At 44.1% G+C, this 25,394-nt stretch carries 28 protein-coding genes and 1 riboswitch; of the genes, 5 read left to right on the top strand and 23 right to left on the bottom strand.

Features of this window, described 5'->3' with window-relative positions; genetic code table 11:
• Nucleotides 1-145 precede the first annotated feature (145 nt).
• Nucleotides 146-1,060: an aldo/keto reductase gene (locus tag ACXX53_RS06730; RefSeq protein WP_458567862.1), complete on the top strand. Its 915-nt coding sequence runs from the start codon at nt 146-148 to the stop codon at nt 1,058-1,060.
• An 86-nt stretch (nt 1,061-1,146) separates the two neighbouring features.
• Here the strand turns inward: ACXX53_RS06730 and ACXX53_RS06725 are convergent, their stop codons facing one another.
• From ACXX53_RS06725 to murB, 6 genes are all read right to left on the bottom strand, one after another.
• Nucleotides 1,147-1,581 carry a thiol-disulfide oxidoreductase DCC family protein gene (locus ACXX53_RS06725; protein ID WP_458567861.1) on the bottom strand — a complete coding sequence of 145 codons (435 nt, stop codon included), beginning with the start codon at nt 1,579-1,581 and terminating at the stop codon, nt 1,147-1,149.
• A gap of 247 nt (nt 1,582-1,828) precedes the next feature.
• A complete protein-coding gene (locus ACXX53_RS06720; protein ID WP_458567860.1) occupies nt 1,829-2,020 on the bottom strand; it encodes a hypothetical protein in 192 nt (63 codons plus the stop codon).
• A 196-nt stretch (nt 2,021-2,216) separates the two neighbouring features.
• The gene (locus ACXX53_RS06715; RefSeq protein WP_458567859.1) at nt 2,217-2,906 is read right to left on the bottom strand and encodes an LrgB family protein; all 690 of its coding nucleotides are present in this window, start codon (nt 2,904-2,906) and stop codon (nt 2,217-2,219) included.
• Complete coding sequence (locus ACXX53_RS06710) at nt 2,888-3,292, bottom strand: CidA/LrgA family protein (protein ID WP_458567858.1); 405 nt, start codon at nt 3,290-3,292, stop codon at nt 2,888-2,890. Before ACXX53_RS06710 ends, ACXX53_RS06715 begins: the two co-directional genes overlap by 19 nt.
• Before the next feature lie 253 nt (nt 3,293-3,545).
• Entirely contained in the window at nt 3,546-4,484 is a 939-nt protein-coding gene (locus ACXX53_RS06705) for a tyrosine-type recombinase/integrase (RefSeq protein ID WP_458567857.1), read from the bottom strand.
• A 251-nt stretch (nt 4,485-4,735) separates the two neighbouring features.
• Nucleotides 4,736-5,650: a UDP-N-acetylmuramate dehydrogenase gene (gene murB, locus ACXX53_RS06700; RefSeq protein ID WP_458567856.1), complete on the bottom strand. Its 915-nt coding sequence runs from the start codon at nt 5,648-5,650 to the stop codon at nt 4,736-4,738.
• A 198-nt stretch (nt 5,651-5,848) separates the two neighbouring features.
• Here murB and ACXX53_RS06695 point away from each other — a divergent pair, with 198 nt between their 5' ends.
• Nucleotides 5,849-6,145 (top strand): hypothetical protein, encoded by a 297-nt coding sequence (locus ACXX53_RS06695; protein ID WP_458567855.1) that lies wholly within the window; start codon nt 5,849-5,851, stop codon nt 6,143-6,145.
• On the opposite strand, the gene ACXX53_RS06690 is transcribed toward ACXX53_RS06695, so the two are convergent.
• Complete coding sequence (locus ACXX53_RS06690) at nt 6,084-7,451, bottom strand: MATE family efflux transporter (protein WP_458567854.1); 1,368 nt, start codon at nt 7,449-7,451, stop codon at nt 6,084-6,086. The two genes, ACXX53_RS06695 and ACXX53_RS06690, sit on opposite strands and share 62 nt — an antisense overlap.
• A 132-nt stretch (nt 7,452-7,583) precedes the next feature.
• Between ACXX53_RS06690 and xerS the strand changes: the two genes are divergently transcribed.
• Nucleotides 7,584-8,654: a tyrosine recombinase XerS gene (gene xerS / locus ACXX53_RS06685; RefSeq protein WP_458567853.1), complete on the top strand. Its 1,071-nt coding sequence runs from the start codon at nt 7,584-7,586 to the stop codon at nt 8,652-8,654.
• Between the two features lie 57 nt (nt 8,655-8,711).
• On the opposite strand, the gene ACXX53_RS06680 is transcribed toward xerS, so the two are convergent.
• The 7 genes from ACXX53_RS06680 to ACXX53_RS06650 form a co-directional block, all read right to left on the bottom strand.
• A complete protein-coding gene (locus tag ACXX53_RS06680; RefSeq protein ID WP_458567852.1) occupies nt 8,712-9,455 on the bottom strand; it encodes a DUF4247 domain-containing protein in 744 nt (247 codons plus the stop codon).
• Nucleotides 9,456-9,466: 11 nt separating this feature from the next.
• The gene (locus ACXX53_RS06675; RefSeq protein ID WP_458567851.1) at nt 9,467-9,976 is read right to left on the bottom strand and encodes a DUF4178 domain-containing protein; all 510 of its coding nucleotides are present in this window, start codon (nt 9,974-9,976) and stop codon (nt 9,467-9,469) included.
• Between the two features lie 41 nt (nt 9,977-10,017).
• Nucleotides 10,018-10,422: a DUF350 domain-containing protein gene (locus ACXX53_RS06670; RefSeq protein WP_458568361.1), complete on the bottom strand. Its 405-nt coding sequence runs from the start codon at nt 10,420-10,422 to the stop codon at nt 10,018-10,020.
• A gap of 163 nt (nt 10,423-10,585) precedes the next feature.
• Nucleotides 10,586-11,278, bottom strand: a complete 693-nt coding sequence (locus ACXX53_RS06665) for a PspA/IM30 family protein (protein WP_458567850.1) — start codon at nt 11,276-11,278, stop codon at nt 10,586-10,588.
• Between the two features lie 143 nt (nt 11,279-11,421).
• Nucleotides 11,422-11,796 carry a prenylated flavin chaperone LpdD gene (gene lpdD / locus ACXX53_RS06660; protein WP_458567849.1) on the bottom strand — a complete coding sequence of 125 codons (375 nt, stop codon included), beginning with the start codon at nt 11,794-11,796 and terminating at the stop codon, nt 11,422-11,424.
• A 1-nt stretch (nt 11,797) separates the two neighbouring features.
• The gene (locus tag ACXX53_RS06655) at nt 11,798-12,730 is read right to left on the bottom strand and encodes a dihydroorotate dehydrogenase (RefSeq protein WP_458567848.1); all 933 of its coding nucleotides are present in this window, start codon (nt 12,728-12,730) and stop codon (nt 11,798-11,800) included.
• Nucleotides 12,711-13,412 (bottom strand): dihydroorotate dehydrogenase electron transfer subunit, encoded by a 702-nt coding sequence (locus tag ACXX53_RS06650; protein WP_458567847.1) that lies wholly within the window; start codon nt 13,410-13,412, stop codon nt 12,711-12,713. The genes ACXX53_RS06655 and ACXX53_RS06650 overlap by 20 nt, the downstream gene beginning before the upstream one ends.
• Before the next feature lie 267 nt (nt 13,413-13,679).
• On the opposite strand from ACXX53_RS06650, the gene ACXX53_RS06645 reads away from it, so the two are divergent.
• Entirely contained in the window at nt 13,680-14,690 is a 1,011-nt protein-coding gene (locus ACXX53_RS06645; protein WP_458567846.1) for a polysaccharide deacetylase family protein, read from the top strand.
• A gap of 55 nt (nt 14,691-14,745) precedes the next feature.
• Here ACXX53_RS06645 and ACXX53_RS06640 read toward each other — a convergent pair whose 3' ends face one another.
• The 9 genes from ACXX53_RS06640 to ACXX53_RS06600 form a co-directional block, all read right to left on the bottom strand.
• Nucleotides 14,746-15,540 carry a 3D domain-containing protein gene (locus ACXX53_RS06640; protein ID WP_458567845.1) on the bottom strand — a complete coding sequence of 265 codons (795 nt, stop codon included), beginning with the start codon at nt 15,538-15,540 and terminating at the stop codon, nt 14,746-14,748.
• 8 nt (nt 15,541-15,548) lie between these two features.
• A riboswitch (cyclic di-AMP (ydaO/yuaA leader) is annotated at nt 15,549-15,734 on the bottom strand.
• 259 nt (nt 15,735-15,993) lie between these two features.
• Entirely contained in the window at nt 15,994-16,716 is a 723-nt protein-coding gene (locus ACXX53_RS06635; protein ID WP_458567844.1) for an amino acid ABC transporter ATP-binding protein, read from the bottom strand.
• The gene (locus ACXX53_RS06630) at nt 16,709-17,362 is read right to left on the bottom strand and encodes an amino acid ABC transporter permease (protein ID WP_458567843.1); all 654 of its coding nucleotides are present in this window, start codon (nt 17,360-17,362) and stop codon (nt 16,709-16,711) included. Before ACXX53_RS06630 ends, ACXX53_RS06635 begins: the two co-directional genes overlap by 8 nt.
• Nucleotides 17,363-17,456: 94 nt before the next feature.
• Nucleotides 17,457-18,266 (bottom strand): transporter substrate-binding domain-containing protein, encoded by an 810-nt coding sequence (locus ACXX53_RS06625; RefSeq protein WP_458567842.1) that lies wholly within the window; start codon nt 18,264-18,266, stop codon nt 17,457-17,459.
• A gap of 331 nt (nt 18,267-18,597) precedes the next feature.
• Nucleotides 18,598-20,055 (bottom strand): sensor histidine kinase, encoded by a 1,458-nt coding sequence (locus ACXX53_RS06620; protein ID WP_458567841.1) that lies wholly within the window; start codon nt 20,053-20,055, stop codon nt 18,598-18,600.
• A complete protein-coding gene (locus ACXX53_RS06615; protein ID WP_458567840.1) occupies nt 20,034-20,732 on the bottom strand; it encodes a response regulator transcription factor in 699 nt (232 codons plus the stop codon). The genes ACXX53_RS06620 and ACXX53_RS06615 overlap by 22 nt, the downstream gene beginning before the upstream one ends.
• Nucleotides 20,733-20,748: 16 nt before the next feature.
• Nucleotides 20,749-22,065, bottom strand: a complete 1,317-nt coding sequence (locus ACXX53_RS06610; RefSeq protein ID WP_458567839.1) for a hypothetical protein — start codon at nt 22,063-22,065, stop codon at nt 20,749-20,751.
• A gap of 209 nt (nt 22,066-22,274) precedes the next feature.
• Entirely contained in the window at nt 22,275-23,006 is a 732-nt protein-coding gene (locus ACXX53_RS06605; RefSeq protein WP_458567838.1) for a phosphonate ABC transporter ATP-binding protein, read from the bottom strand.
• 66 nt (nt 23,007-23,072) lie between these two features.
• A complete protein-coding gene (locus ACXX53_RS06600; protein WP_458567837.1) occupies nt 23,073-24,263 on the bottom strand; it encodes an MFS transporter in 1,191 nt (396 codons plus the stop codon).
• A 170-nt stretch (nt 24,264-24,433) separates the two neighbouring features.
• Here ACXX53_RS06600 and ACXX53_RS06595 point away from each other — a divergent pair, with 170 nt between their 5' ends.
• Nucleotides 24,434-25,354 carry an ArsR/SmtB family transcription factor gene (locus ACXX53_RS06595; protein WP_458567836.1) on the top strand — a complete coding sequence of 307 codons (921 nt, stop codon included), beginning with the start codon at nt 24,434-24,436 and terminating at the stop codon, nt 25,352-25,354.
• The last annotated feature ends 40 nt before the right edge of the window (nt 25,355-25,394 follow it).

Raw genomic sequence — 25,394 nt, 5'->3', positions numbered from 1 at the left:
CGTGTTTAGGGCAACTCTACTCTATTATTGCGGATTTCATCACATTTTTCAAAAGCTCGTAGATTTCGTAAGCTGGTGAGGTTTGTGATAAGATGATTATACACTAAATGTGCAAACAATACCTGTGAAAGGAAGTGTTACATATATGCAATACCGACGTTTAGGCAAGACTGAGCTGAAAGTTTCTGTTATCGGAGTCGGCACATGGCAGTTTGGCGGCGAATGGGGCCATGATTATACGCAATCAGAAGTCGATGAAGTATTAACACGGGCGAAAGAAGAAGGCATCAATTTCATTGACACAGCTGAATGCTATGGGGATCATTTGTCAGAAGCTTTCATTGGAGACTTCTTGAAGCGTGATAAACGCGAGGACTGGATCATTGCAACGAAGTTTGGACACTACTTTCACTCCCATATGAATCGCACAGACGGCTATAGCACACAGGATGCTCTGATTCAATTGGATCGTTCATTAATGGCGTTAAAGACTGATTACATTGACTTGTACCAATTCCACTCCGGAAATGATCAAGCATTCGATAATGATGAGCTGTGGACGATGCTGGATAAACAGAAGCAAGCAGGAAAGATAAAGCATCTGGGTCTATCGCTTAACAAATCCAATAGTATGCATCAAACGACGAATGCGGCACTGGTTGGCGCAAGTACGATTCAGATCGTCTACAATCGCTTAGATCGTTCGCCGGAACAGGACGTATTTCCAGAATGCGAACGTCAACATTTAGGCGTCCTCGCGCGAGTACCGCTTGCTAGTGGCCTATTGTCCGGCAAGTATAAGGCCGGCGCCCGATTCGCTGCTAATGATGTGCGTGCCCGTCTGAATGGCGAAGGGCTCGACCAGCAGCTTGCTGTTGTCGCGAAGATTCAGGAGGAAGAAGTGCCGGAAGGAATCAACATGGCGCAATGGGCGCTAGCTTGGTGCTTGCAGCACCCTGCTGTATCCTGCGTCATTCCGGGATGCAAAGATGCTGCCCAAGTCAGCAGCAACGCCGAATCAGTAAGACTTGTTGCTGCCGAGCATCCTCAACGAGTATAAGCGATGCCGTGTCGGAGCTTTACATCAGAAGAGCGCAGAGATTATCTCTGCGCTCTTTCCCCGTTCTATATGCAGGCTGTCGCACCTTATGAGTCTGATGAAGGCGGCTTCCACTCGCAGCTGCCTTCCGCACATGCGCCTGTCGGCACAATCAGTCTGCGTGAAGCGATATAATCATACAGGCGCTGTCCTAAGCCAAACATCCTGCTAACCACAATCGTCGGCCATAGCGGCCATAATAATGGTACGACACTCGAGATCGACTCTATTGCCTCGATGCCTGAACGAATTGTTCCGGTGCTCATATTCCGAATGTACATCCGCTGCTCCAGTAAAGTCGGTGATACGTCCTTTAGTGGCGATTGCATTAATGCGTTGTGATCTCGAATGGATCGAAAGTGCAAAGCATGCAGCCAATCCAGCTTCTCAAGACGAGCTTTAATTCCGCTGCACATCGGGCACCAGCTGTCATACCACACTTCCAGATCGATGCGTCGAGCAGATGTAGTGTCTTTTGTCACAGACAATCCCTCCTTTGCTCTCTTTATTATACTACGATTACAGAGAATAAATAGTTACGATCTAAGATTACATATGATACATTATGTTAACCTATTTGTTGCAAAAAATTACCCTCGGTCGAAATGACCGAAGGCTTCAAGTGGATTCTTCAAACCGTAATATTAAAGAAGTAAACGGGATGAGCAATATCCCATTACTAGGTTGTTACAAATTTCACATGACTAGCTAAATAAATACGTACTTACCTTAAGCGTAGTAACTTGTAAGCATGTCGCTTGTTTCGTTGCGGTTGCCTTCTGTGTCGACATTTTTGTCAGCCCAGCATTGGCGGCAAGCCTCTTCAGTTGTACATTTATGCTTATCATCACACATGTAGCAAAATTGCAAAAAGTTGGAAGTCACTTTATTCGTATCATCAAATGTTTTGAATACTTTCATTATGATCACTCCTCTTCTTGAATGTCTTTACTATATCACAAATTTATACTATAACATGTGAATTTAATCACACACTATTAAAATAAGCCACGTTTTTTAACTTTTTTTTCGTCATTTCTAAGCTTTCAACAAAAAAGAGACATACTCGAGTGGTTGCAACACCATCTATCGAGCAGTCTCCAATACCCTACATCTATTAAAAGATAAATTGCAAAAATGCAAACAAGACTGAAGTCATTACACCCATCAAGCCCATTGCTAATCCGCTAAACATCCCCTGCTTATCTGATTCAGACAAGCATTTTGCGGTACCGAATCCATGAGCTGCGGTTCCCATCGCGATGCCCTGCGATAATTCATCACGGATTCCCACTTTTCGTAAAAATGCATTTCCCGCTAGCGCGCCGACAAACCCAGTAATCACGCTGAATACCGCCGCTAATTCCGGTACACCGCCAATTGTATTCGCGATCTCTATTGCAATTGGAGATGTCACTGATTTGGGAAGCATACTTTGCAGAAGCTCACCGCCATTGTCAAATAAGGACAATATTCCTGCTACACTTACCACACCTACGACCGCGCCGCACGTAATAGAAAGAATGATTGCTTTAAACTGCTGCTTGATATGTTCTCGATTCTTATAGATTGGAACTCCAAGCGCTACGGTAGCTGGTCCTAGAATAACGGACCACAGATCTGCCCCTTCTTTATAGGTTTCCAGCGGTATATCGCCGATAAGCAGCAGTGCCATAAGCACACCTGAGCTAGTTAGGATGGGGTGCAGCCAAGGGATGCGTTTATGAACCCATTTTGCACCTATATAAGCGACAAGTGTTACGGTCAACCCAAACCATAGTTGATGTATTACACTTCCTGTATCCATGCTGCATCCTCCTTGCTATGAGACGTTACGGCTGGCTTGCTGTCTGTATCCGTCTGCAGCTTCTTCGCTGTATAACCAGTTGCAAACAATACAGCGAGCGTACTGCCGATAATAGCGGCAAACATACTGAACCAGTGCGCTTTAATGACCGGAAAGAACGCGATAATTCCAACTACATATGGAATAAAGAACAACAGCATATGCTTCAAGAGAAACTCGGAAGAGCGTTCTACCCATTCTAAGCGAATCACCTTAAGCATTAATGCAGCTATAAATAGAACGAGTCCAAGCACATTACCTGGTAACGGAATATGAAGCGATTGATGCAACCAGACACCAGCTGCGTTAAATCCAAATAATATGATAAATCCTAATGCGACTTGCATGACCTTCCACCTTCTATGATCGTTCTTCTATGTTAGTCTGCTACTGCTTATCACCGCATGTATATGCGATGGATCTAGCAAGGTCTAACTTAAATAGTTTAGCACCATTAGTCTCGTAATCCTAATAAAGCTACGAAGGTCATACGAGGAAATCGAGCGCTGTAGAGCTGTTCATTGTACCTCACAGCTGTCAAACGCGTATTTCCTTACTTTTTAAAGACTATGTAGCGCTTTCCTTGTGAAATGAAGCACTTTAGATCCAAGCCGATAATCGTGCGGTAGCATCTTCTTTCTGCTTATCGTTAACATGGGTGTAGATCGTCGTCGTTTGGATGGAAGCATGTCCAAGCAATTCCTGTACCGTACGGATATCTGTCCCGCTCCTAACAAGCATTGTTGCATAGGAGTGACGCAGCTTATGGCTGGATACTTGTTTCCAATTAGAAGCATGAAGCCTGTCACTTGAACCGTCGTCCAGCTGATCAATCAACTGCTGAACCATCAATTGTATGCAACGAATAGATATTCGTCGCCCCTTCTGCGATATAAATAATGCATCCTCCTGCGCACGCCAAGGCTCAATGCGTTCTTGGATCGCAAGCTCTATCTGCTCTGCCACTGGAGCCGGGAGCGGAACTGTGCGCCACTTTCGACCTTTACCCAATACCTCAATAGCTCTCCGCTCTGAATAATAATCAGACAGATTGAGCCGATGCACTTCGCCAACGCGCAGACCCGCGTATGACATAAGCATGAGAATCGCTAAGTTGCGATTGCTGTATTTACCTTCTACCGAGTGCAGCAAGCGTTTAATGTCTTGAGGATCCAAATAGACCGGCGCACGAGCGGATTCTGTCTTGGATTTTTTGACTTGGAGCGCAGGATTAATATCCGTCATCTCCAGTTCGTTCAGCGCACGATAGAAGCTGATTAATGCACAGTGCTTTCGATTACGAGTCGCATCCTTTATTCCTGTGGATTTTAACCAAGCTAGGTGTGTGAAGATCTGTTTATTTTTCACTTCATATATAGACTGTCCATTCAACCGTCGTAAAAATTGAAGTACATCACCGACATAATTGCGCTGCGTAAGCTGTGTATAGCCGGCATTTGACATCCATAAGCGAAATGCTTGCAGCTCTTCCTCGTAGGTCTCCTCCAACTCGAGTCGATTCCAATCTCCTGCTGTCATACAATTATGCCCCCAATACTGCTTCATTTAAGCATGAAAATAACTGCATATAATCATTATTATACGCAGTTTAATGTTAATGAGGCAAATAATACTTAGTTCGGGTCATTTCACAGCTTATTTGCGTAGTGTTTCCGATATAATCATACCTATTTTTTCACATATGTGTGATATTAACCCTCCCTAGCCAAACAAAAAAAGGATGGCACTGTCGCCATCCTTTTCTCTACTCTATCTTAATACCATTTCATCTATTCTTCGCCAATAATGATAACTTCCGTCTCTAGCTCTACACCAAACTTTTGCTTCACTGTATTCTTAATGACGTTGATCAGATCGATATAATCCTTAGAAGTAGCGTTGTTTACATTCACAATGAATCCCGCATGTTTAGTAGAGACTTCCGCACCACCAATTCTCAATCCTTGCAAACCACTATCTTGAATCAATTTCCCTGCGAAATAACCTGGAGGGCGTTTAAAAACACTTCCGCAAGATGGATACTCTAAAGGCTGTTTACTTTCCCTAGCCATTGTGAACTCATCCATTTTCTCTTTAATGTCAGCATATCGAGCAGGCGCTAAGTTAAATTCAGCTTCCAGCACGATGTAATTTTTCTCGGAAATAATGCTCTTTCGATATCCTAATTCAAGTTCTTCCTTAGATAAGGTAAGAAGTTCACCAGCTTCGTTCATAACGATCGCTCTAACCAATACATCCGAGATCTGTCCACCGTAAGCTCCAGCGTTCATGAATAGCGCGCCACCTACTGTTCCAGGAATCCCACATGCAAACTCCAGTCCTGTTAATTCACTTTCTAATGCATATCTAGATACATTTATGATCGAAGCTCCAGCTTGTGCATGCAGGGTACCATTTTCGGAGCGGATTTCATTCATTTTGTTTAGGTTAATTGTAATCCCACGAATCCCCCCATCTTTCACAATGAGGTTAGCACCATGTCCCAATAACGTAACCGATACTTCTTCTTCTTTAGCGAGAAGAAGAATGGCACTGAGTTCCTCATAACTAGACGGTGTAATAAATACATCTGCATTGCCTCCGAGCTTGGTATACGCATGATTTTTAATTGGCTCATTAAGCTTTATATCCTGGGTGGATAGTTTCTTCAAGATTTCCTTATAATCAAATAAATCGTTATTCATTACGCTCTTCCTATTCTATCGTTATTATTTGTTCAATATGTTCTCGCCATACTTAACCCTTTTTATATTATCTGATTCTATACGGCAGATTCAAGGTCGGTTATTACATATTTATTCTGAACACAAACATGTTTCATCTTGCTGCCTCATACGATGTTGTGATATTGCTTTTGACCATCATGACAGGAGGTGCGGGCCTTGAAAGGTTCCTCCATTCCGAAGCATCCGAACCTGATCGTCATTGTTATCCCGATCTCGAGAGTAAAGGATTACTTCGTCATAGACTTTATCGGCGGTACCGTCGTCTACCTCTTTGTCAAGAAACTAACACTGAGCCACTGGCTGGCCCTAGGAGGCAGCTATTTTGGTGCCTACCTCCTCTATAAGAGCCTTAAGCTTTACCGATCAATACTTGCTGCGCACCGGGAAACAGTTATGCCTGTTGCTTCCATAATCCGCGAGAAGCACGACGCTCCACCGTCGCCAATCGAATAAAGAGTGCGATTGCCCCCGCTGCTAAGCCTGTAATGAGACCGATCCAATAACCAAAGGCGTCTAATGGTGTGTAATTCGCCATCACATATCCGATCGGAAGTCCAATTATCCAATAAGAGGTGAGCGCGATGATAAAGACTGCGTTTACGTCTTTATAGCCCCTTAGTGTGCCTTGAATCGGCGCCGCTATCGCATCGGACAACTGAAAGAAGATCGCAAACATTAAGAATTGCTGGGTCAAACTTAATAGTGCTGGATCATCACCATATAATCGCGCGATATCCGACGAGAAGAGGAAGAGAAATACAGCTGCTGTAGATGACAAAGTTAAGGCTGCAATCAGACCAATTCGTGCGAATTTCTTCGCGTCCTGATAACGCTTCGCTCCCACTTCGAAGCCTACAAGTATCGTGAGCGACATCGCGATACTAAGCGGCATCATATACAACAAGGAAGCAAAGTTCATCGCTGCTTGGTGACTAGCAATCGTGATTGTATCATATTCACTCATCAATAAAGTAACCATGGAGAAGATGCTCACTTCGAAGAAGATCGACAGTCCAATCGGCGTTCCGATTCGAAGTGTTTCTTTCCACGTCTTGAATGAGACAGGCTCCCACCGGCTGAACATGCCGAGTTCTCGAAACGTTACATTACGTTTCATAAAAAATGTTGCAATAACGAGCAGTATGATATAGGTGGTTGATGTGGCCACACCTGCTCCTACGCCACCTAACTTAGGCATACCCAGCTTACCAAATATAAAGATGTAATTTAAGGACACGTTGATCGGAAATGACAGCAGTGTAATAAACATCGTAACCCGTGTCTGCCCCAGTCCATCAATACATGCGCGCATCACCGTGTAGATAAATATCGGAATGACCCCAATGCCTAATGCCGTTAAATAATTCGTCGCTACATCAGCAACAACCGGTTCTAGAGGCATGCTTTGAATAACTGGATCGAGCACGAATCCGCCAATGATCAGTACAATAATGCCGACAACTACCGACAAATAAGCAGCCTGCTGAACACTATAAGCAATTCGGTCTTTCTTATTTGCGCCAAGATATTGCGCTACAATCGGAGTAACCGCCAAAAATATACCGCTAATACCGGTATAGATCGGTGTCCAGAGGCTCACTCCAATCGCAACCCCTGCCATATTCTCCGGATTAAAGTTAGCAGACATCACCGTATCGGAAAAAGACATTAATTGCAAAGCTACCTGAGTTACGAAGATAGGCAGCAGAATGTAGAGCATTTGAATTACCTTTTGTTTAAACGTGTAAGTCTGTTTCATATGTAGCACCTTTCTGCAGCATGATCTATCTAAGTGTAAACTTTTATGCTCGAAAAGAAAACCAAGTCATTTGCATATTATGATAAAATATTCATGTACAGAAATATTGGTTAGCTAAAGGAGTACGTTATCGTGACCATTCAGAAGTTGAAAGACCGCGAGCATCTTGATCGCAAATTACCCGAGATGCCTTGGTATATACAGCAATTTATTGAGTACAAGCTGCCAGACCTGTCCCCTTCTACACTGCTTGAGTATGTGCGGGATTATGAGATATTCCTAGGCTGGCTCATCATGGAAGGCATCAGCTCGGCTGCATCGATGAGAGATGTTACGCTGCTCGAGCTAGAAGGCTTGCGTATGGAGCAGGTTACTTCCTTCCGGATCTACTTGACGACCTACAAGGAAGAGAAGAACACAAGGGTTACCGTCTCACGAAAGCTTTCCTCACTCCGTTCGCTCTTTCATTATTTAAGTCAGATTGCGGAAGACGAGAACTACTATCCCCTGCTTAAACGCAATATTATGGCCAAGATCGAGATCAAACGCGTGCAGAAGCCTAAAGATACAGCCGCCAAGCTGAAAGGAAAGCTGCTTGAGGAGCATGAGCTGGACAGCTTCATTCGATATATTCGGCAAGGCTACGCACAGGATGTGGCCAGTAATAAGCAAGCTCTATATGCTCACGAGCTGAACGCAGCTCGTGATGCGGCTATCGTTAGTCTGATCTTGAATTCCGGCTTGCGTGTCAGCGAGGTTGTAAACCTAAGTTTGGACGAAGTCGATATGAAGAACAAGCTGGTCTATGTGCATCGCAAGGGCAATAATGACGAGACATTTAAGACGCCTGTCTACTTTCGAGAGCGTGCGAAGGAGGATTTGGATACTTATCTTGAATTGCGCAGCACTCGATACCAAGCACCTAAGCGTGAGAAAGCCTTCTTCCTGGCTATTAAGAATGGTGAGAAAGAAGGAAAACGGATGACGAAACGCGCCATGCAGCAGATGATCATCAAGTACGCTAAGCACTACGGCAAGCCCGCCCTGACGATTCATAAGCTTCGCCATTCATTCGCCACTGACTATTATTTGCAAAATGACATCTATAAAACAAAAGAGCAGCTTGGTCACGCTTCAACCGAGACGACGGAAATATATGCGCATCTGACAGACAAGACGATGTCCGAAGCGATCGATAAATAAAACAAGCCCCGCTGATCCCTGTTTGGAGGTTTCATCGGGGCTTGTTTATATGCATTACTAACGTCTTCGTTTGACACTACCTTTGCCAACACTTGTCTTCGGCGGCTTCGACTTCTTTACAGTCGGTTTCTTAGAGTTAAAGTTGCCTCCACTCTGATCCCGCTTGATTGATCCTTTAGAAGTTGAAGAAGGAGTCCGTTCCGTTATCTTGCCACCGCTGCCAACAGTTGTGTCCTTGTTCGTATCTCGGCGAGTCACAGATCCTTTTTTATCCACTGTGATCGGCGGCGCTTTCTTATAATCCTCTTTCGTAGGCGTCTTATAGGTTTTGGCTGGTTTATACACATTGCGGTCCGTATAACCGCGGTATGCACCTTTCCCAACCTTACTCATCCCGTCAAAGACAGAATTCAGCAGTTGCGCTGATAAATACATCTGCAGAAAGCTATAATCATAATTGCGCGAGACATATTCTAATGAGTCAACCTCAATAAGACTATCCTCTGGGGCTTCCGGATCCTGCATGACTTGGATCATCTCATCCGAGTAGACAAGGAACATTCGTTCCGTATCTTCCTTGGACATTTCTTTGGGACTTCGTTTCTCTGCTATTGCAGCGGCAGCAGCTGGAACTGTCGTATTCTCTGCTCGATACACATATGAGGTGCTGTTGCCATCACGAGCAACAGATTCCAGCGGATAAGTATCAGAGAGGTCCAGCTGACCGCAAGCAGTAAGGAGAGGAAAGATAAGTGTGATGATAACGAGCCATACTGTGCTTTTAACGAATCGTTTATTCATGTTATCATTCCTTAGGAAGTGTGCCGAATGATTCGAAGATCAGCCGGCAGCACCGATTCACCTTCATACAATCCAAATCGGCCGTCATGCCAAACAATACGCAGCCGATTGCGATTATCCGCTTGATATTCCCATGCATACTGTTCTCCATTTACGCCAAATGGAGTCTCACCCTTCGTTTGCACGAAGCCGTTGTAATTATCTTCTAGATAATACCAACTTCCGTCAAGTTCAATCTCGCTCGGAACTTCATCAACGGAATCTAAACGGCCATCAATGGCTTCATACAAGGAAATATCCAGCTTCTCTCGCTGTTCAATTCGCAAATATCGAATCTGAGATCCATCTCTTAAGGTGTACCATATCAACGCGCGAGCTTTCCACTCCGTACGCCCTACTATTTCATAAGTAACTAAAGATACTTCGCATATATCTCCAGGTGCCAGGTCCCGAGGTGTCTTTTCCACTTTAGGGGGCTCTGGTTTCTGCATGATACCCCGCACTCTCTTCCATAAGCTCATGTATATATCTCCTTTCTACCAAGTACGTGTGCTCTCGGGTATTACAGGCATGACGCAATGATAAACGCTCCGACCACATGGAGTGAGCCTGCCAGGAGCGCATGCGACATCAACCCATTCTTTGTGCCTTCTTCTAGGTTGATCCCTGCGATTGCGCGCAATGCAAACCGTACTATAGCTTCAATGATGAGCAGCAGCACGAAGGAGATAACAGACATAATTAAAGCTTCACCCAAAGAATAAGCGACACTTATCGATTGTGATAAGATATAACCTTGAGCAAACAGCTTCATGATGAAGCGGGTAGTAACCGCGACATTTCCGTTCTTCATTTCCTCCATGTCGTTATATTTCGTAAATAATGCGTCAACCCACATGAGTACAACTAACAATATGACGCCGGTACCCGTCCATAAGGCAATTGCCGGAACTTGTTCAAAAGCAATCTTTAAGCTGTCCAACAGCATGTACCCCTTTCCTAACACTAGATACTGTAGATCACATCGGTGTTAATCAAGCTGTTACTACAATATTATGCAATCCTTCAGCTGACATTCATTTAAGAAGGACGCCTGCTTCTGCAAGCGTCCTCCGTTATTGCTGAAGACATTAGTTGTTGTCAGCAGAACCGTTTTTCTTTTCCTCAGCTTTTCTGATCAGAGCCGCAAGCTCGTCTTCTACACCGGAATTTGCTGAAAGCTTGGCAAACTCATCATCAAGTGAACGAGCTGGAGCATTCAACTCATTGCTAGCATCTGCTTGAGCTTCCATATGAAGCATCTTGTCTTCCATACGCTTCAAGCCGGACATGGCTGTGTCAGAATTGAAACCAGCCATTGCCTTGTTGATATCGTTCTGAGCTTTGGCTGCGTTGAAACGAGCAACGAGTGTTTCACGCTTATTCTTCATATCTGTGTATTGCTTGCGCATTTCATCAAGCTTCGAACGTAGATTGTTAGCCGCTGTATGGTTCTGATCGTATCCTGTGCGGAATTCTTGAACCTTCTGTTCGGCCGCCTTCTTCTCCTCAAGCGCACGACGAGCAAGTTCTACATTGCCTGCTTCAACAGCAAGCATCGCTTGCTCTTCACGTCTCTTAACGAGTGCTTCTTGCTCTTCCAACTGCATTTTGAAGCGTTTTTCAATTGCGATTTGTTGAGCAACCGCCTTTTCCGCTTCTTCCAGATCCTCTTGCATATCACGTAGGTATTGATCTGTCAGTTTCACAGGATCTTCCGCTTTCTCGATCAGAGCGTACAAGTTGGACATCGTAACATCACGTAAACGTTTAAATAAAGCCATGTTGGTCTCTCCTTTGAAATGACGAAAGATTAATAACTAATCCGTTATTATTGATGTAATACGTGCGTATTGTTTTTTCGTTTCAAACCTATTTATTTTTTTAAAAAGAAAGGCCGACATGAATCATCATGTCGACCCTTATATCATATGCTGGAATTTGCGTTACATGCATGCAATAGCTCGTGACGAAAACAGCTCCATGCTGCATCTACTACGGTTTCAATCTGTTCTTTATCCAGATTATCATAGTGGATTCCCGCGACTACCGTCACATTGCCGCCACTTAACGTTTGCATAGCTTCAACAGCCATTGGTTCCGTTATATAATGTTCCTTATGACCTGGTACAACCTGCGTTGAAGTCTTCACGGCAGCTTGAAGATCATCTCGATAAGCGATCGTGACCGCTCCGATATGATGATGTTCTTCTTGTTCACCGCCTGTAATGACAATCAACCAATCTCGACCGATCCGCTCGATGCGGCACCGTATCGAAAGCTCCGGTACTGACCAGTTCATGCTAAACGATACCTCTGATTTCATCGAGGCTATTAATGTTTTCGAGTTCCATATAGCTTTGGATGCCCGCTAACAGCTCTTCACCGGCACGAAGATTCATGAAGTTATACGTTCCGATCTGTACGACAGACGCTCCTGCCATAATAAACTCAATGATATCTGCAGCGGATGAGATGCCGCCCATTCCCATAACAGGAATGCTGACAGCCTTAGATACCTGGTTAACCATACGAAGCGCAATCGGCTTAATAGCCGGACCGGACAAGCCTGCATACAGATTATTGAACACGCTGCGGCGTTGGTAGATGTCGATCTTCATAGCTGAAAAAGTATTGACGAGCGATATGCTCTCAGCGCCCTCTTGCTCACACATAACTGCCATATCTACGATGTCTTCTGCGTTCGGCGACAGCTTGACAGCAAGCGGCAGAGATGTAACTTGTCTTACTTCACTAATGACTTGACGTGCTACTTCAGTCTTGATGCCAAAGGCAATCCCGCCTTCTTTTACATTCGGGCAAGAAATGTTGAGCTCAATCATATCGATCGCTTTACGATTCTGCTTGCGCCGCTCTTCTGCATCGTGTGTAATCTTCAATGCGCCAAGCACATACTCTTCGATGTTGCTGCCGCCGAGGTTCGCAATCTTAACAGGCTCGATATTTTCCCAGAACGGCATCTCTTCCTGAAGAAATGCATCGACTCCCGGGTTTTCCAGACCAACACTGTTCATAATGCCGCCTGATGTTTCGAACACACGAGTTCCTGTGTTTCCCGCTCTTGGATGCAGGGTTAAACCTTTACAGGATATGCCACCTAATTTATTAATGTCATAAAGTTTTGCGTACTCTCTACCGAAACCGAACGTCCCTGATGCCATTACGATCGGGTTGTTAAACTTGATGCCGGCTACCTCACAAGCTAAGCTCCGCATTCCAATTAACCTCCTTCGACAAAAATACAGGTCCATCCGCGCAAACTTTACGATTGCTATCTTTATTCGTTACCGAACACACGTAGCAAGCGCCAATTCCGCACGCCATCCGCTTTTCAAACGAGACGTAAATGTTGGTATCCAGATCAGCACCCATGAGAGAAACAGCCCTCATCATACCAGTGGGACCGCATACGAGAACGTTATCATACTGTGATAAATCCAAATCTTCTAGAAGGTTTCCGTTAACACAAACATGAAGCTCATTCGCGTAAGGCTCATACATTTCAGTAAGATAAGATTGACCTCTAAACCCTAAATAAATGTCTGGTTTATCCAAATGCTTCGCAGTATATAACAACGGAGCAACTCCGATGCCTCCACCGATAAGCGCTGTTTTACCTTTAACATCTGGAAATCCGTTTCCTAGCGGGCCTTCAAGTTGAATCTGATCACCTGCTCTTAGGTTGGCGAATAAGCGCGTACCCTCCCCAGCGACCTTATACAAGAATTGGATGCAGTCCTTTTCAATATTAAAAATACTAATTGGACGTGAAAGTATCGGTGAGTTGCCCCAAGCACGAAGCATGTAAAATTGACCCATCCGAGCTTGAAAACACCCCTCAATTGTCATGAGGTAAATACCTTCTGTTATGCGTTCGTTCGAAACTATAGTATGCACATTCCCTCTCCTTTTTCAGCTTTAACATTTACATGATGTCATGTCGAACGAGCTCTAACCGTGACGAAAGTCACAATCCATGCAAACAATTTGATAATTGATCAAAAATTGATTCTTTTTCAATGCAATTTACATTTTAATGGATATCCGCAATTCTAAAATGGAAGGATTCTCCCTTAATGTTAAGGGGCATATTTCTAGCTGTCTAAGGACATAACAAAGATGTACTACTGAGTACGTAGACCTGGGAGGAAAGGAGCCGTATCCATGCGCAATAACGTTTTAGGTATCATTGCAATTGCCATGATGATAATGAATGGATGCTCCATTGGGGAAAAAGCCGCTGGACAGTTGCCTGAGATGACTCCAACAACTGAGCATCTCCAGCACTTTGAAGGACAAGAAGATAAGCTATTGCCTACTGTGAAGTTGCAACTATCGAAACCTCACACTGTCAATAAGCAATCATCCGATCATGAAGATACAACATCTAAATCCAAGGGCAATCATATACCCGGACATATGTATGAAAAGCAATCAACTTCAACTGCCCAAAGTATGCGATATAAAACTTACTCAGAGATGGGAAGCACTACAAGTCAACAATTAAACATCGCACAGCTATGGAAAAAGTATCCCGAAATATTTAAGTTCCGCGCTGCAAGCAGAAATGGAAAGAAAGTTGCGTTGACCTTTGATGATGTTCCAGACAGAACGGTAACTCCGGTTATCCTTGATATATTGAAGGAACATGGCATACAAGCTACTTTCTTTATTGAGGGTCATCGAGCTAAGGCTAATCCAGATATGATCAAACGAATGGTAGCTGAAGGGCATATCATCGGAAATCATTCATACGATCATCCGCTGCTTACGAAGACGACCATGTCATCATTCGTCAAGCAGATCCAGAATACAGAAACGATCATCTCGAATATTACAGGCTATAAACCTCGATTCTTCAGACCTCCATTCGGTGAGATTACCGAAGAGCAGCTTCAGTGGGCTGGCGACCATGGTTATATCGTCGTCAATTGGGATGTAGATTCTAATGATTGGCGCGGCATACCGTCTAGTCGTGTTGAACAGAACATCATGAGTCAAGTCAGCTCCGGCTCGATCATTCTGCAGCATGCAGGCGGAGGAGGAAAACCAGGATATTTGCAGAACACGGTTCAAGCTCTGCCCAAGGTTATCCGACAGCTTCGCGAACAGAATTATCAGTTTGTTACACTGCCCGATTTACTTCATGATCATAAGGAAAAGAGAGATTACTGATTAAGTACAAACGAGCTTATCCGTTCCTTCAACGGACAAGCTCGTATCTTTTTCCTTATTTCAGTACATATACCTGTACATCTTGAATACCGAATTCATCACCTGTACTCTTGCTTACTGGAACGAAGATATCAATCTTATTTCCTTTAATCGTACCGCCAGTATCAGATGCAGTCGCAACGAAACCTCCACCAGGCAAATGACTAAATTGATAGCCAGTCACAAACAGCTTGGTTCCAAGCGGTATTACATCCGGGTCAACAGCAACTGTACCTAATCGCAGTGGATTACCTAATGCATCAACCGCGCCCCATCCATTCTCGCTCGGGTCTGCAGTATAAGCAGTCGCACGCATGTCAAGCTTATCCGTATACGTCATATCTCTTCCTGCAACAGTTACTGTGTTAGATGCAGCTTTCTCAGCTGTTGTTGACGCAGCTTTAACTTTTGATGTTTGACTCTTCGGAGCCGCTGCTGCCACTGAAGCTGCTGCTGCTTTTGAAGTTGCCGCTTGTGCTTTTGCATTATCTTTTGCTTCATTTTTTGCATTAGTTGTTACTGTCGCAGTTTCCGACTTCTTACCCTGCTCATCTACCGTTAGGTTAGCGACGGGACTATTCTGCATCACATCTGGAACCATAACTTCATTACCAGCATACAACTTCTTCTTCTCGATCACAGGATGATCTGCTAGAAAACCTTCAATGCTCACATTATATTGTTCTGCTGTTTGATAGAATGTAGCATTGCTCGTTGATTGGCTTCCTTCCGCATATACAGGAATAATCTGTAGTAATGTGACTACTCCGAGCATCAAGCCCGTAATCTTAAGTGTTAAGCTCTTCTTCATGTTGTTATTACCTCCTTAGAATCTGCCTCCGGGGTTAGTTGTCGGATTCGGGTTAAGGAGTACCCTACGTTCGCTTCTCTCCGATAGAGAGCTGCGATACGATTCACCCCAAGATGATCAGATCGATTAATCTCGTCTGAAACATCAATCAGGCGTCCCCCGTACGTTGTCGTTCGGCTTGGCTTACATATTATCACAGATTTGTAACCTATCAAATGTTATATAATGTAATATCCTTCAAATCCTTGGGGCACAACGGGTTCAGAGATTACAACACGATGACAATAATGACTGCTTCAACAATAAATAAGGATGATTACGGTAATTCAGAAGTGGTGTAAGGATGGATGAAAACAGGGTAGGATTATCCATAATTTAGGTTAGGAGACTAAATAAAAAGAGCGCCGGATCAACCAGCGCTCTTTGAATATTTCACATCGTTCAATATAAGGTTTACAATACTTTACTCAAAAAATTCTTGGTTCGATTATGTTGGGGATTCCCAAACACCTGATCAGGTGTTCCATCCTCTACGATTTGACCGCCATCCATAAAGATGATCCGGTCGCCTACCTCCCTGGCAAAGCCCATCTCGTGTGTGACAATGACCATAGTCATCCCGTCAGCAGCGAGTGATTTCATAACTTCAAGCACTTCTCCAACCATCTCAGGGTCAAGTGCAGACGTTGGCTCGTCAAACAGCATCACATGAGGCTGCATCGCGAGAGCACGAGCGATGGCGATCCGCTGCTTCTGTCCACCGGACAGTTGAGCTGGATATGCGTTCGCTTTATCCGCCAAACCGACTTTCGTGAGCAGATCCATTGCGATTTGCACCGCTTTATCCTTCGGAACATTTTTCACTTTAATCGGGGCGATAATGATATTGTCCAACACGGACATATGGGGAAACAGGTTGAACGATTGGAACACCATTCCCATCTTTTCCCGTGTCTTATTAATGTTATGACCCTTATTATTAATCTTCTCGCCTTCAAACACGATATCTCCTTTGGTCGGAGTCTCGAGCATATTAATGCAGCGTAGCAGCGTACTCTTACCAGAGCCGCTCGGTCCAATAATCACGACAACTTCGCCTTTCTTAATCTCCAGATCGATCCCCTTGAGAATATCCAGTTTACCAAAAGATTTATGCAGCTGTTGTATATTAATCATTCGTATTCAACTTCCTTTCAAAACGACCGATAATCTTGGACAATGTAAAGGTCATAACGAAGTAGCACAAAGCTGCTCCGAGCAGTGGACCCATTGCCGTATACGTTATACTGCGAATTTGCTCCGTCTGGAACATAAGGTCAGCAATCCCGATAAAGCTCACAATGGAGGTCTCCTTGATCATCGTTACAAATTCATTGCCGATCGCTGGCAGTACAGAACGAATTGCTTGCGGCAGAACGATATACCGCATCGTTGCTGATTGCTTCATCCCAAGTGAACGCGCTGCTTCAACCTGCCCCTTGTCAACGCCTTGTATGCCGGCACGGAATATTTCTGCTAAGTATGCCGCACTGTTAAGACCAACTGCTATTACACCTGACGTAAACTTGTTTAAATCAAGACCCATTTCCGTAAGGCCAAAATAGATGATAAACAATTGCACGAGCAGCGGAGTTCCGCGGAATACCTCGATATAAGTGACTGCAAACCATCTCAGAGGCTTAATCTTCGATAGTCGCATCAATACAAGGATAAGCCCCAGCGCAACCCCGACCAATACCGCACTTAATGATAATATTAACGTAACGCTTACTCCGGATAAATACTTTAGATGAAACTCCGATAATGCTTCAAACATACTCATCTATCATTCGCCGCCTTCCACATCTTCCCTATTCGCTTATTAAATGAAAAAGAGCGGTATATACCGCACTTTCTCATACATCATATGTTAACGATTATTGGCCCTCTGCTAGTGCATTGGCTTCTGTAAAGAATTCATCCAGTTTGCCTTCGTCTTTCAAGCGTTTGATCGTTTTGTTAGCAGCTTCCTTCAGCTTCACGCTATCCTTAGTGAACCCAGCCACATATCCTTCACTAGCAGCATTCAATGCTACTGGCGCGACAACCACTTTGCTATTGTTCTTCGCATAGGCCCCTGCAACGGGCTTGTCGAGAAGAACCGCATCAACACGCCCCGTTTCCAAGGCGAGCACCAGATCATTGACCTTTACTAGCAATTCCTGTTGCGAATCCGGCACCTGTGCCGCCACATCGACGAATGTACTGCCCTTCTGAATACCGAGCTTCAAGCCTTTCATATCTTCTGGCGATTTGTATTTATCTGCATCTTCAGCTCGAACCAAAACACCTGCTTCTGCTTGATAATAAGTATCGGAGAAGCCCATTACCTTTTCACGTTCCGGCTTACGATCCATACCAGCCATCATCATATCAGCTTTACCTACTCGAATCGCTTCGAGAGAAGCATCAAAGCCCATATTGTCGACGACAAGCTCTACTCCGAGATCCTTCGCAATTTCCTCAGCGATCATAATATCGTAGCCTACGATCTTCTCCTTGCCATCTTCCATCTTAATGAATTCAAATGGAGGGTAATCCGCGCTTGTTGCGAGCACTAGCTTCTTCGACTCCATCACACTGTCATACTTATCCGCGCTCTTCGATTCTTCATTATCTTTTGAACCGCAACCAACGAGCAATGCCATTACACATGCACATACTGTCAACAATTTGAGTGATTTCATGATGATCCCCACTTTATATGAATTATTTTAATTGAATACTGTCTCTTGGACTAAACACATTATACAATAGGATGCATAGTTATACAATCCCTTTTGCTAGATGTATTTTTTTGTTAATCAAAACTCATCTACTTTTGATAGTGGCAAGACTGGACCTATTATCCTTTATTTATGTAAGTATGATTCCCTTTCTCATATTTGTCATGCATACGAACACCACTTATTATGCATGATGAGCATAAACAAGCTGTAGAGATATAATTCATAATCGACGACAGAAAAAAAGGACGTACGCGGTTCTACCTTCGTACGTCCTTTTATTCATAATCCATTAATCTTCAATAATCATCTTAGGTGGTTCTTCTTGACAAGGTAACGTAAGAATAACCGTCGTTCCTTGGCCCGTTTCACTTTCAATCGTCATTTCTCCACCGTGCGATTTCACGATTTCATTCGAGATCGCGAGACCAAGTCCGGTACCTCCACGCTCAGGATTAATCTGATAGAATTTATCCATGACTTTAGTCAGATGATCTTCACTGATGCCTATTCCTTGATCTTTGACGCGAATGACACATCTCTTCTCCTCCCGTACCATTCGTACCTCAATCGTAGAATGTAAAGGCGAGAATTTAATGGCGTTATCGAGCAAGTTCAGCAGCACTTGCTTCAGTCGATTGGCATCTCCATATTGAGGAGTCTCCCCTGATTCGCCAAACGTTTTAAACAACAGTGAGATATCCTTCGCCTCCGCTTTTGAACGAACCTGGAACAACGATTCCTCAATCAGCTGCTCCATCGACAGGTGCTCCCAATGAAGCTGCAGCCGGTTCTGCTGCAGTTTGGAGAAATCAAGCAGCTCTTCTACAAGACCAATCAGACGATCGGTCTCCTTCGTTATAATCTGAAGCCCCATCTTTGTCTCTTCTGGATCTTCCATATCGCCCGATAACAGCGTTTCGCTCCAGCCCTTAATACCAGTAAGTGGAGTTCGAAGCTCGTGTGAGATGGAGGATATAAAGTCATTCTTGAGTTGGTTGCTCCGCACTATTTCATGCGCTAGGTAATTCAAGGTTGAAGCAAGTTCCCCTAACTCATACTTGTACCCTTCCTTAACACGTATATCGAAACGACCACGTGCCATCTGAGCGGATGCATCTGTAATCTCGTTAATCGGTCTTACAATCGAGTTTGCCAATCCCAGACTGATGATGAATACGATGAATAGAACAACGCCAGACACTGCAATTGAAAATAACACGATACTGTTTAAGACCTTATTGACATTTTCCAATGAGGTTACCAGTCGCAATACATACTGAACATTACCTTGCGCTATTAGAGGCGCAGATACCGCCATAACGGTTTCGTCTGTCAGAGGTTGAATCCCGATCCAACGTGTGATCTTGCTCTCATTAGCAGCTAACAGCACGTCGGATGTTTTAATAGGTTCCTTCACTTGGAATCCAGTGGAAGATATAAGTACATTTCCGCCGCGATCCAGTATTTGTACCTCTACATTAGGTATTTGAAACTGCTTTAATAGTTCTGGCAGCCACTCCGACTCGTTACTCGCATACAAGATGCTGTCATATCGCGTAAAATAAGAAGTCGTTGCTTCTGCATGAGACTTCAAATGATTGGATATAGAATCGTAATAATACGTTCTTACCGCCAACATAAATGCAATTTCTAGAATCAGCATCGTCAGAAACACGACTATAAAGTAGTGCATGACGACAGACCGCCGAATACCAGGCTTTAAGATTAAGAAACGGTTCCTCTCCATTTATATCCATGTCCCCAGACTGTTTCAATATATTTCGGTGATGACGGCTCATCCTCAATCTTCTGGCGCAAACGGCGCACGTTAACATCCACGATCTTCGGATCTCCCATATAGTCCTTACCCCATACATGATCCAGCAGAATATCTCTGCTTAACGTCATTTCTTCCTTCTCCATAAAATATTGAATAAGAGAAAATTCAGTCGGCGTAAGATCAATTGCCTCATCATTCTTCAAGAAGCGCTTCGCTATGAGATCCAGAGTAAACGGACCTGAATGGTACACAACCTTTTGAGTTGTTTGCTGAAAGGAATGTACACGCCGCAGCAAGGATTGTATGCGCGCTACCAACTCAGTAGGACTGAATGGCTTGCTGACATGGTCATCCGCACCTACCGATAAAGCATATACCTTATCCTGTTCCTGAACCTTAGCCGTTAAGAATATGATGCCGATACGCTCATTCTGTTCTCGAATTCTTCGACATACTTCAAAACCATCGATACCTGGTACCATGACATCCAGCAATGCGATATCAATGGTTGGATCACCCATTAATTTATCCAAGGCTTCATTCCCATTGGAAGCCTCTACAACCTCAAAGCCATTGCGCTTCAGGTTAATGACAATAAAGCTGCGAATTGAATCTTCATCTTCTAAAATTAATATCTTGGTCATGTTAAGAGCTCCCCTCTTACTTCGTTACTTCCGGTGTCTTCTTGTCTGTGGATTTATCCTGTTCAACATCAGGCAGCTTCGTATTGCCGTCGTTCAGTTTCAATGGTTCTTTACTGTATATGCCAATAACCTTATCAGCATATGCGGCTAGATACGTCCATTTATCCTTATATCGATCCCATGTCTCGACACTGAAAACACGTACTTCAGCCAGCGTATCGTTGGTGTGAATATCATAGAACCGCAAATATTCATCTATACGCGACTCCGTATCAATCGATACTCTGCCATACCATGATGGAGGGATCGTAAAATGATATCGCTCGAGCGGATCACGGAATTGGCGCTGCACGAGCTTCAAGCCTTGTTTGCCATCCCACTGGTAATAATTCGTAAAGTACGGAACTTCATAGTTTTCATAATGCTCCCAGCCCTGCGGCCTTTCCGGAATTGCAATCTCGATGATTCCGTCATCATTGATATCCTCGCTAGTCGTCGCCCAGTCCTTCGTCGTCATATCCATTGGAAAGAGCTCATAGAATTCTCCGGTAGGAGTCATAGAGTACGCCATAGTTACAGAATAGTTCGGAACTATTGAGGCATCTAATATGATTCCTCGCCGCTCCTTGTTCAAATGACCTGATATCATATTGTTAATCGTTGATATTTTTGGATCGAACTGCTTCTCAGCAGTCCTCGTGATCGTATTATCGCGATAACCGAATTGACTCAAGACTGGAGGCTTCGATTTGCGGTTATTGACCATGTAAATTTCGTACGCGGGATCATTGTTTAAATCGTCAATCACATAGTATGAATAAGGATGCTCGAAGATCTTTATCAGCTCTTTATTGGTAAATGTATAAATAACCATGCCTTTATTGGCGTTCTCATCTGAACTCCCGTATCCAATAATAATGTCCAGTGTGTTATCTCCGGTCACATCGACAATATCCACACGATCGAGCTTCACGCCCTCACCGTCAAACTGTGCTGCTACTGACCAATCGCTGCCGTCGCTTTCCAAAACCATACCATGCAATCTCACACTTCGATCAGGCGTTTCGTAGAATACGATCGCCTCAGCGCGCCCGTCATTGTTCAGGTCCGCTATTCGAATCTTGCTGCTTTCAGTAGTATTCGTTGGCTGTACGATAGTTGCACCTTCTGGCAATTGTGAGTATACGATGCTTGCCAGATTAGCTTGTTCCTCTGGAAGCTTCGGTACACTTAGGAGTGACTTCGGATCCTGAACCCACTCACAACCGCTCAACAGGACCGTGAACAACACGAGAATGAGGCCGACTGCGCGAATGTTTCGCGTATTTTTCAAACTCATCCCTCTTTCTTCATATGCTTGTATACCTATATTGTCGGACTATTTCTTCTATTTATGCGAATAATCGCATATGACAGCTCACGAATCATGCTATCTGAGCATCTCATACAGGTTACTCTGTCTATCATAAAAAAAAAAGGGTCGTCATTGTTGACAAACCCATTACAAAATGAGAGAAAAAGCGATTAATTATTCATAATTGGCTATAAGGATAGCTTGATCTTCTCGCCATGCAGCAATTTCCGGCCACGAATATCAATTTCTAGCTGCCCATTCGCAAGTCCCCATATGCGTGTAGCATATTTTTCTGCCAGTTCTACTTGATGCAGTACGGCAATTACCGTACACCGCTCCTTCGCGCACAACTCTTTAAATGTTTCCAATACGCTTTCAGCTGATTTCGGATCAAGGCCAAGCACCGGCTCGTCCGCAAGAATAACCTTAGCTCCATGTACTAAGGAACGCGCAATCGCGATGCGTTGGCGTTCTCCACCGCTTAGATTGGCTGTCTTCATATGCGCTTTATCCAATAGCCCAAGCTGTTCGATTGTATCCATAGCACCCATATAATCGTCATTGCGAACCATTCCTGTCGCCATACGCCAAAGCGGAGTTTGCGCAGCACGTCCGATCAACACATTTTTCAGCGCTTTGCGGTTCTGATTCAGCACTGGGTTCTGTTCAAGGTAGGCGATCTCGCGTTTAACTTTACGTTTTCCCATATACCCTTTTTCAAAGATATTCACGCCGTCGATGATGTACTTTCCTTCTGTCCACGATTCCTGCAGCGCAAGGCATTTTAACAAGGTCGATTTGCCGCTGCCGCTTGCGCCAACTACAGCAATAAAGTCTCCATTAAACACGTCCACATCTATATTACGTAGTATCGTTTCAGAAGTTGGATACTGCTTGCTTAGCTTTTGAATTCTTAACATACACGTATCTCCTCTCAGACATGCCAATCTACATTTTTCCCTTTTAACCATACTTCTATAAGTCTATCAGTTCATGGCGTCTTGTTCCACTAATTTTCCCCTGAATCGAATACCTACAATAGAAAACAAAATATACCAGGTCCCTAAGAATAGAAACATGCTGCTATTCGAAATATACTGTATACCCAATCCACCAAGATTCGGACCGATCAAGCTGCCGAGACTAAAGTGTATCGAAGCAATGACATTCGCTGATGGCAAATACGCTTTAGGCAATATATCCGCAGCATAAGCCAGTCCGAGCGAGAAGAAGGAACCTACCAGCCCTCCAACGAGCATGAACAAGATGAGGAGAAGCCATGTATTGTCACCTGCCAGCGGAATCATATAGAACCCAAGGCCGCCTAGCAATCCGCAGCAGATTAGCACTACCTTGCGATTAACTCGGTCGCTAAGCATGCCAAGCGGCAATTGAAGGATAAGTCCTCCGATCCCGAAGAATGGCAGCAGCGTGCCGATCCATTGTTCATCCAACCCGATGCGCAAAGCGTATACCGGGAAGTTGCTGTTCATAGACGCTTCCATATAGCCATATAAGAGTGATGGAAGCAGCGCGAACCAAGCCCATTGATACGAGCGGCGATATCGTTTCGCAGGGCGTTCTGATTCATTAAGTATTTCGTTAGCTTTCAGATTCGGAAGCAAGTACCACACAACCGCCATCACAATTAGAAACATGATTACGAGTGCAATAAATGGCGCAGCATCGTTGATCTTTAACAGATTGATGCCTAGCGGTCCGAAGCTGAAGCCCACTCCGTATGCCATGCCATACAAGGAAATATTGCGACCGCGACGATCTGAAGGGCTAACGGTAACTGCCCATAGCTGAGTTGCGTAGTGCAGTGCGCTGTCCCCAATTCCAACAAAGATGCGAAGTACGAACCATACCCACATGCTCGGAAACAGCGGAAACATCAATAATGCAATCGTTACCGTCAGCATGCCGCTAAGAAGCATGCGTTTAAATCCGATCTTCATTAAGATTCGCTCTACAAAGAACATCATACCGAAGGTTCCTATATATAGCGCTGTTGCGTTCAAACCATTCACATCCGACGGAACGCCCATACGTTCCAAGAAGATCGTCAAGAGCGGCAACAAGAGCCCTTGACTTAACCCAGTAAACATGACAACTGTAATTAAGATGATGAATTGCCATGTAGAGGATATCGTTGGTCGACGTGATGCTAGCATTTCTTCCCCTCCACATTTTGATGCTATTTATCCTGCTAGACAACAAAACTAGCAAAATTGCTCTAACGATGTCAACAAATTAACATTATAGTAGACAATTGTATACGATACAATTCATAATGAATAAGGAATATTGACCTAAGATCCCTTAATTAAGGAGGCTCTTGCACATGGCTCTTCAAGTGCGTATAGACTATTCGCCGGTATACGAGTTTATCGGAAGCTATATGCTGTATACGCATCGGAAATGGATTAGAAGCGTAGATAATGGTCTTAGCTGGGCAAGAGGTGTAGATTCACAGGTTCCTGAAGAGCTGCGGTTGCTTTCTCATAAGCTGCGCAACTATTCCATAAATGAATATGACATGCTGTATGCCGCGACGCTGGAGCGTCACGATCCTAATTCGGTACCTGCATTTCTTGATCAATTGGAACTCATGTCCGTTGAGGACTGGCATCAAATGCTGGAACGGTATGGCATCATGACGAAACACTCTAAGCTTGAGCGTATGATGACCATGTACATACCCGCCCTTCGTATGTGGTATGAATCCTATTTCGAAGCCTCCATATCAGAATGGGAGCAATCTTTAATTCATGATGCGAATGAAAAGATGCAGCTATGGCGCAAAATGAATCCTAAGGAAATTATCGAGGTTGCTACGAATGGAGTCGTATTTGAATCAAGTGACCCGTTACATGAAGTCGTACTCGCTCCAATGTGGCATTATCGTCCACTGAACAATACGTGTATGTTTAAAGGTCGATCTCTGCTGCTGTATGCCGTTGATCTGCTCGAAACGGACGAGGAAGCACCGCCGCTTGCCTTAAAACGAATGATTACTGCACTATCAGATGATAAGCGGCTTCGTATTCTCAGATTCATTGCGCATCAGCCTGCTACGTTCGCAGAACTGTTAGATCATATTCAGCTTGGCCGAAGTCAGCTCAAGCATCACCTTGTTATCCTGCGTTCAGCAGGTTATCTTAGAACGAGTTGGAGCGGCAATGTGGAGAGTATTTCTCTTAGGCAAGAAGGATTTTCAGATTTATCTGTGTTTCTTGAAGATTATTTAAATGATGGCAGTTAGAAGCAGTACATCATGGTGTAATCGCCTGCTGCTGTCATGG

Source organism: Paenibacillus marinisediminis, assembly GCF_054343325.1.
Note: the sequence above shows the minus strand (reverse complement) of the source record. Positions and strands in the feature narration are given on the sequence as shown.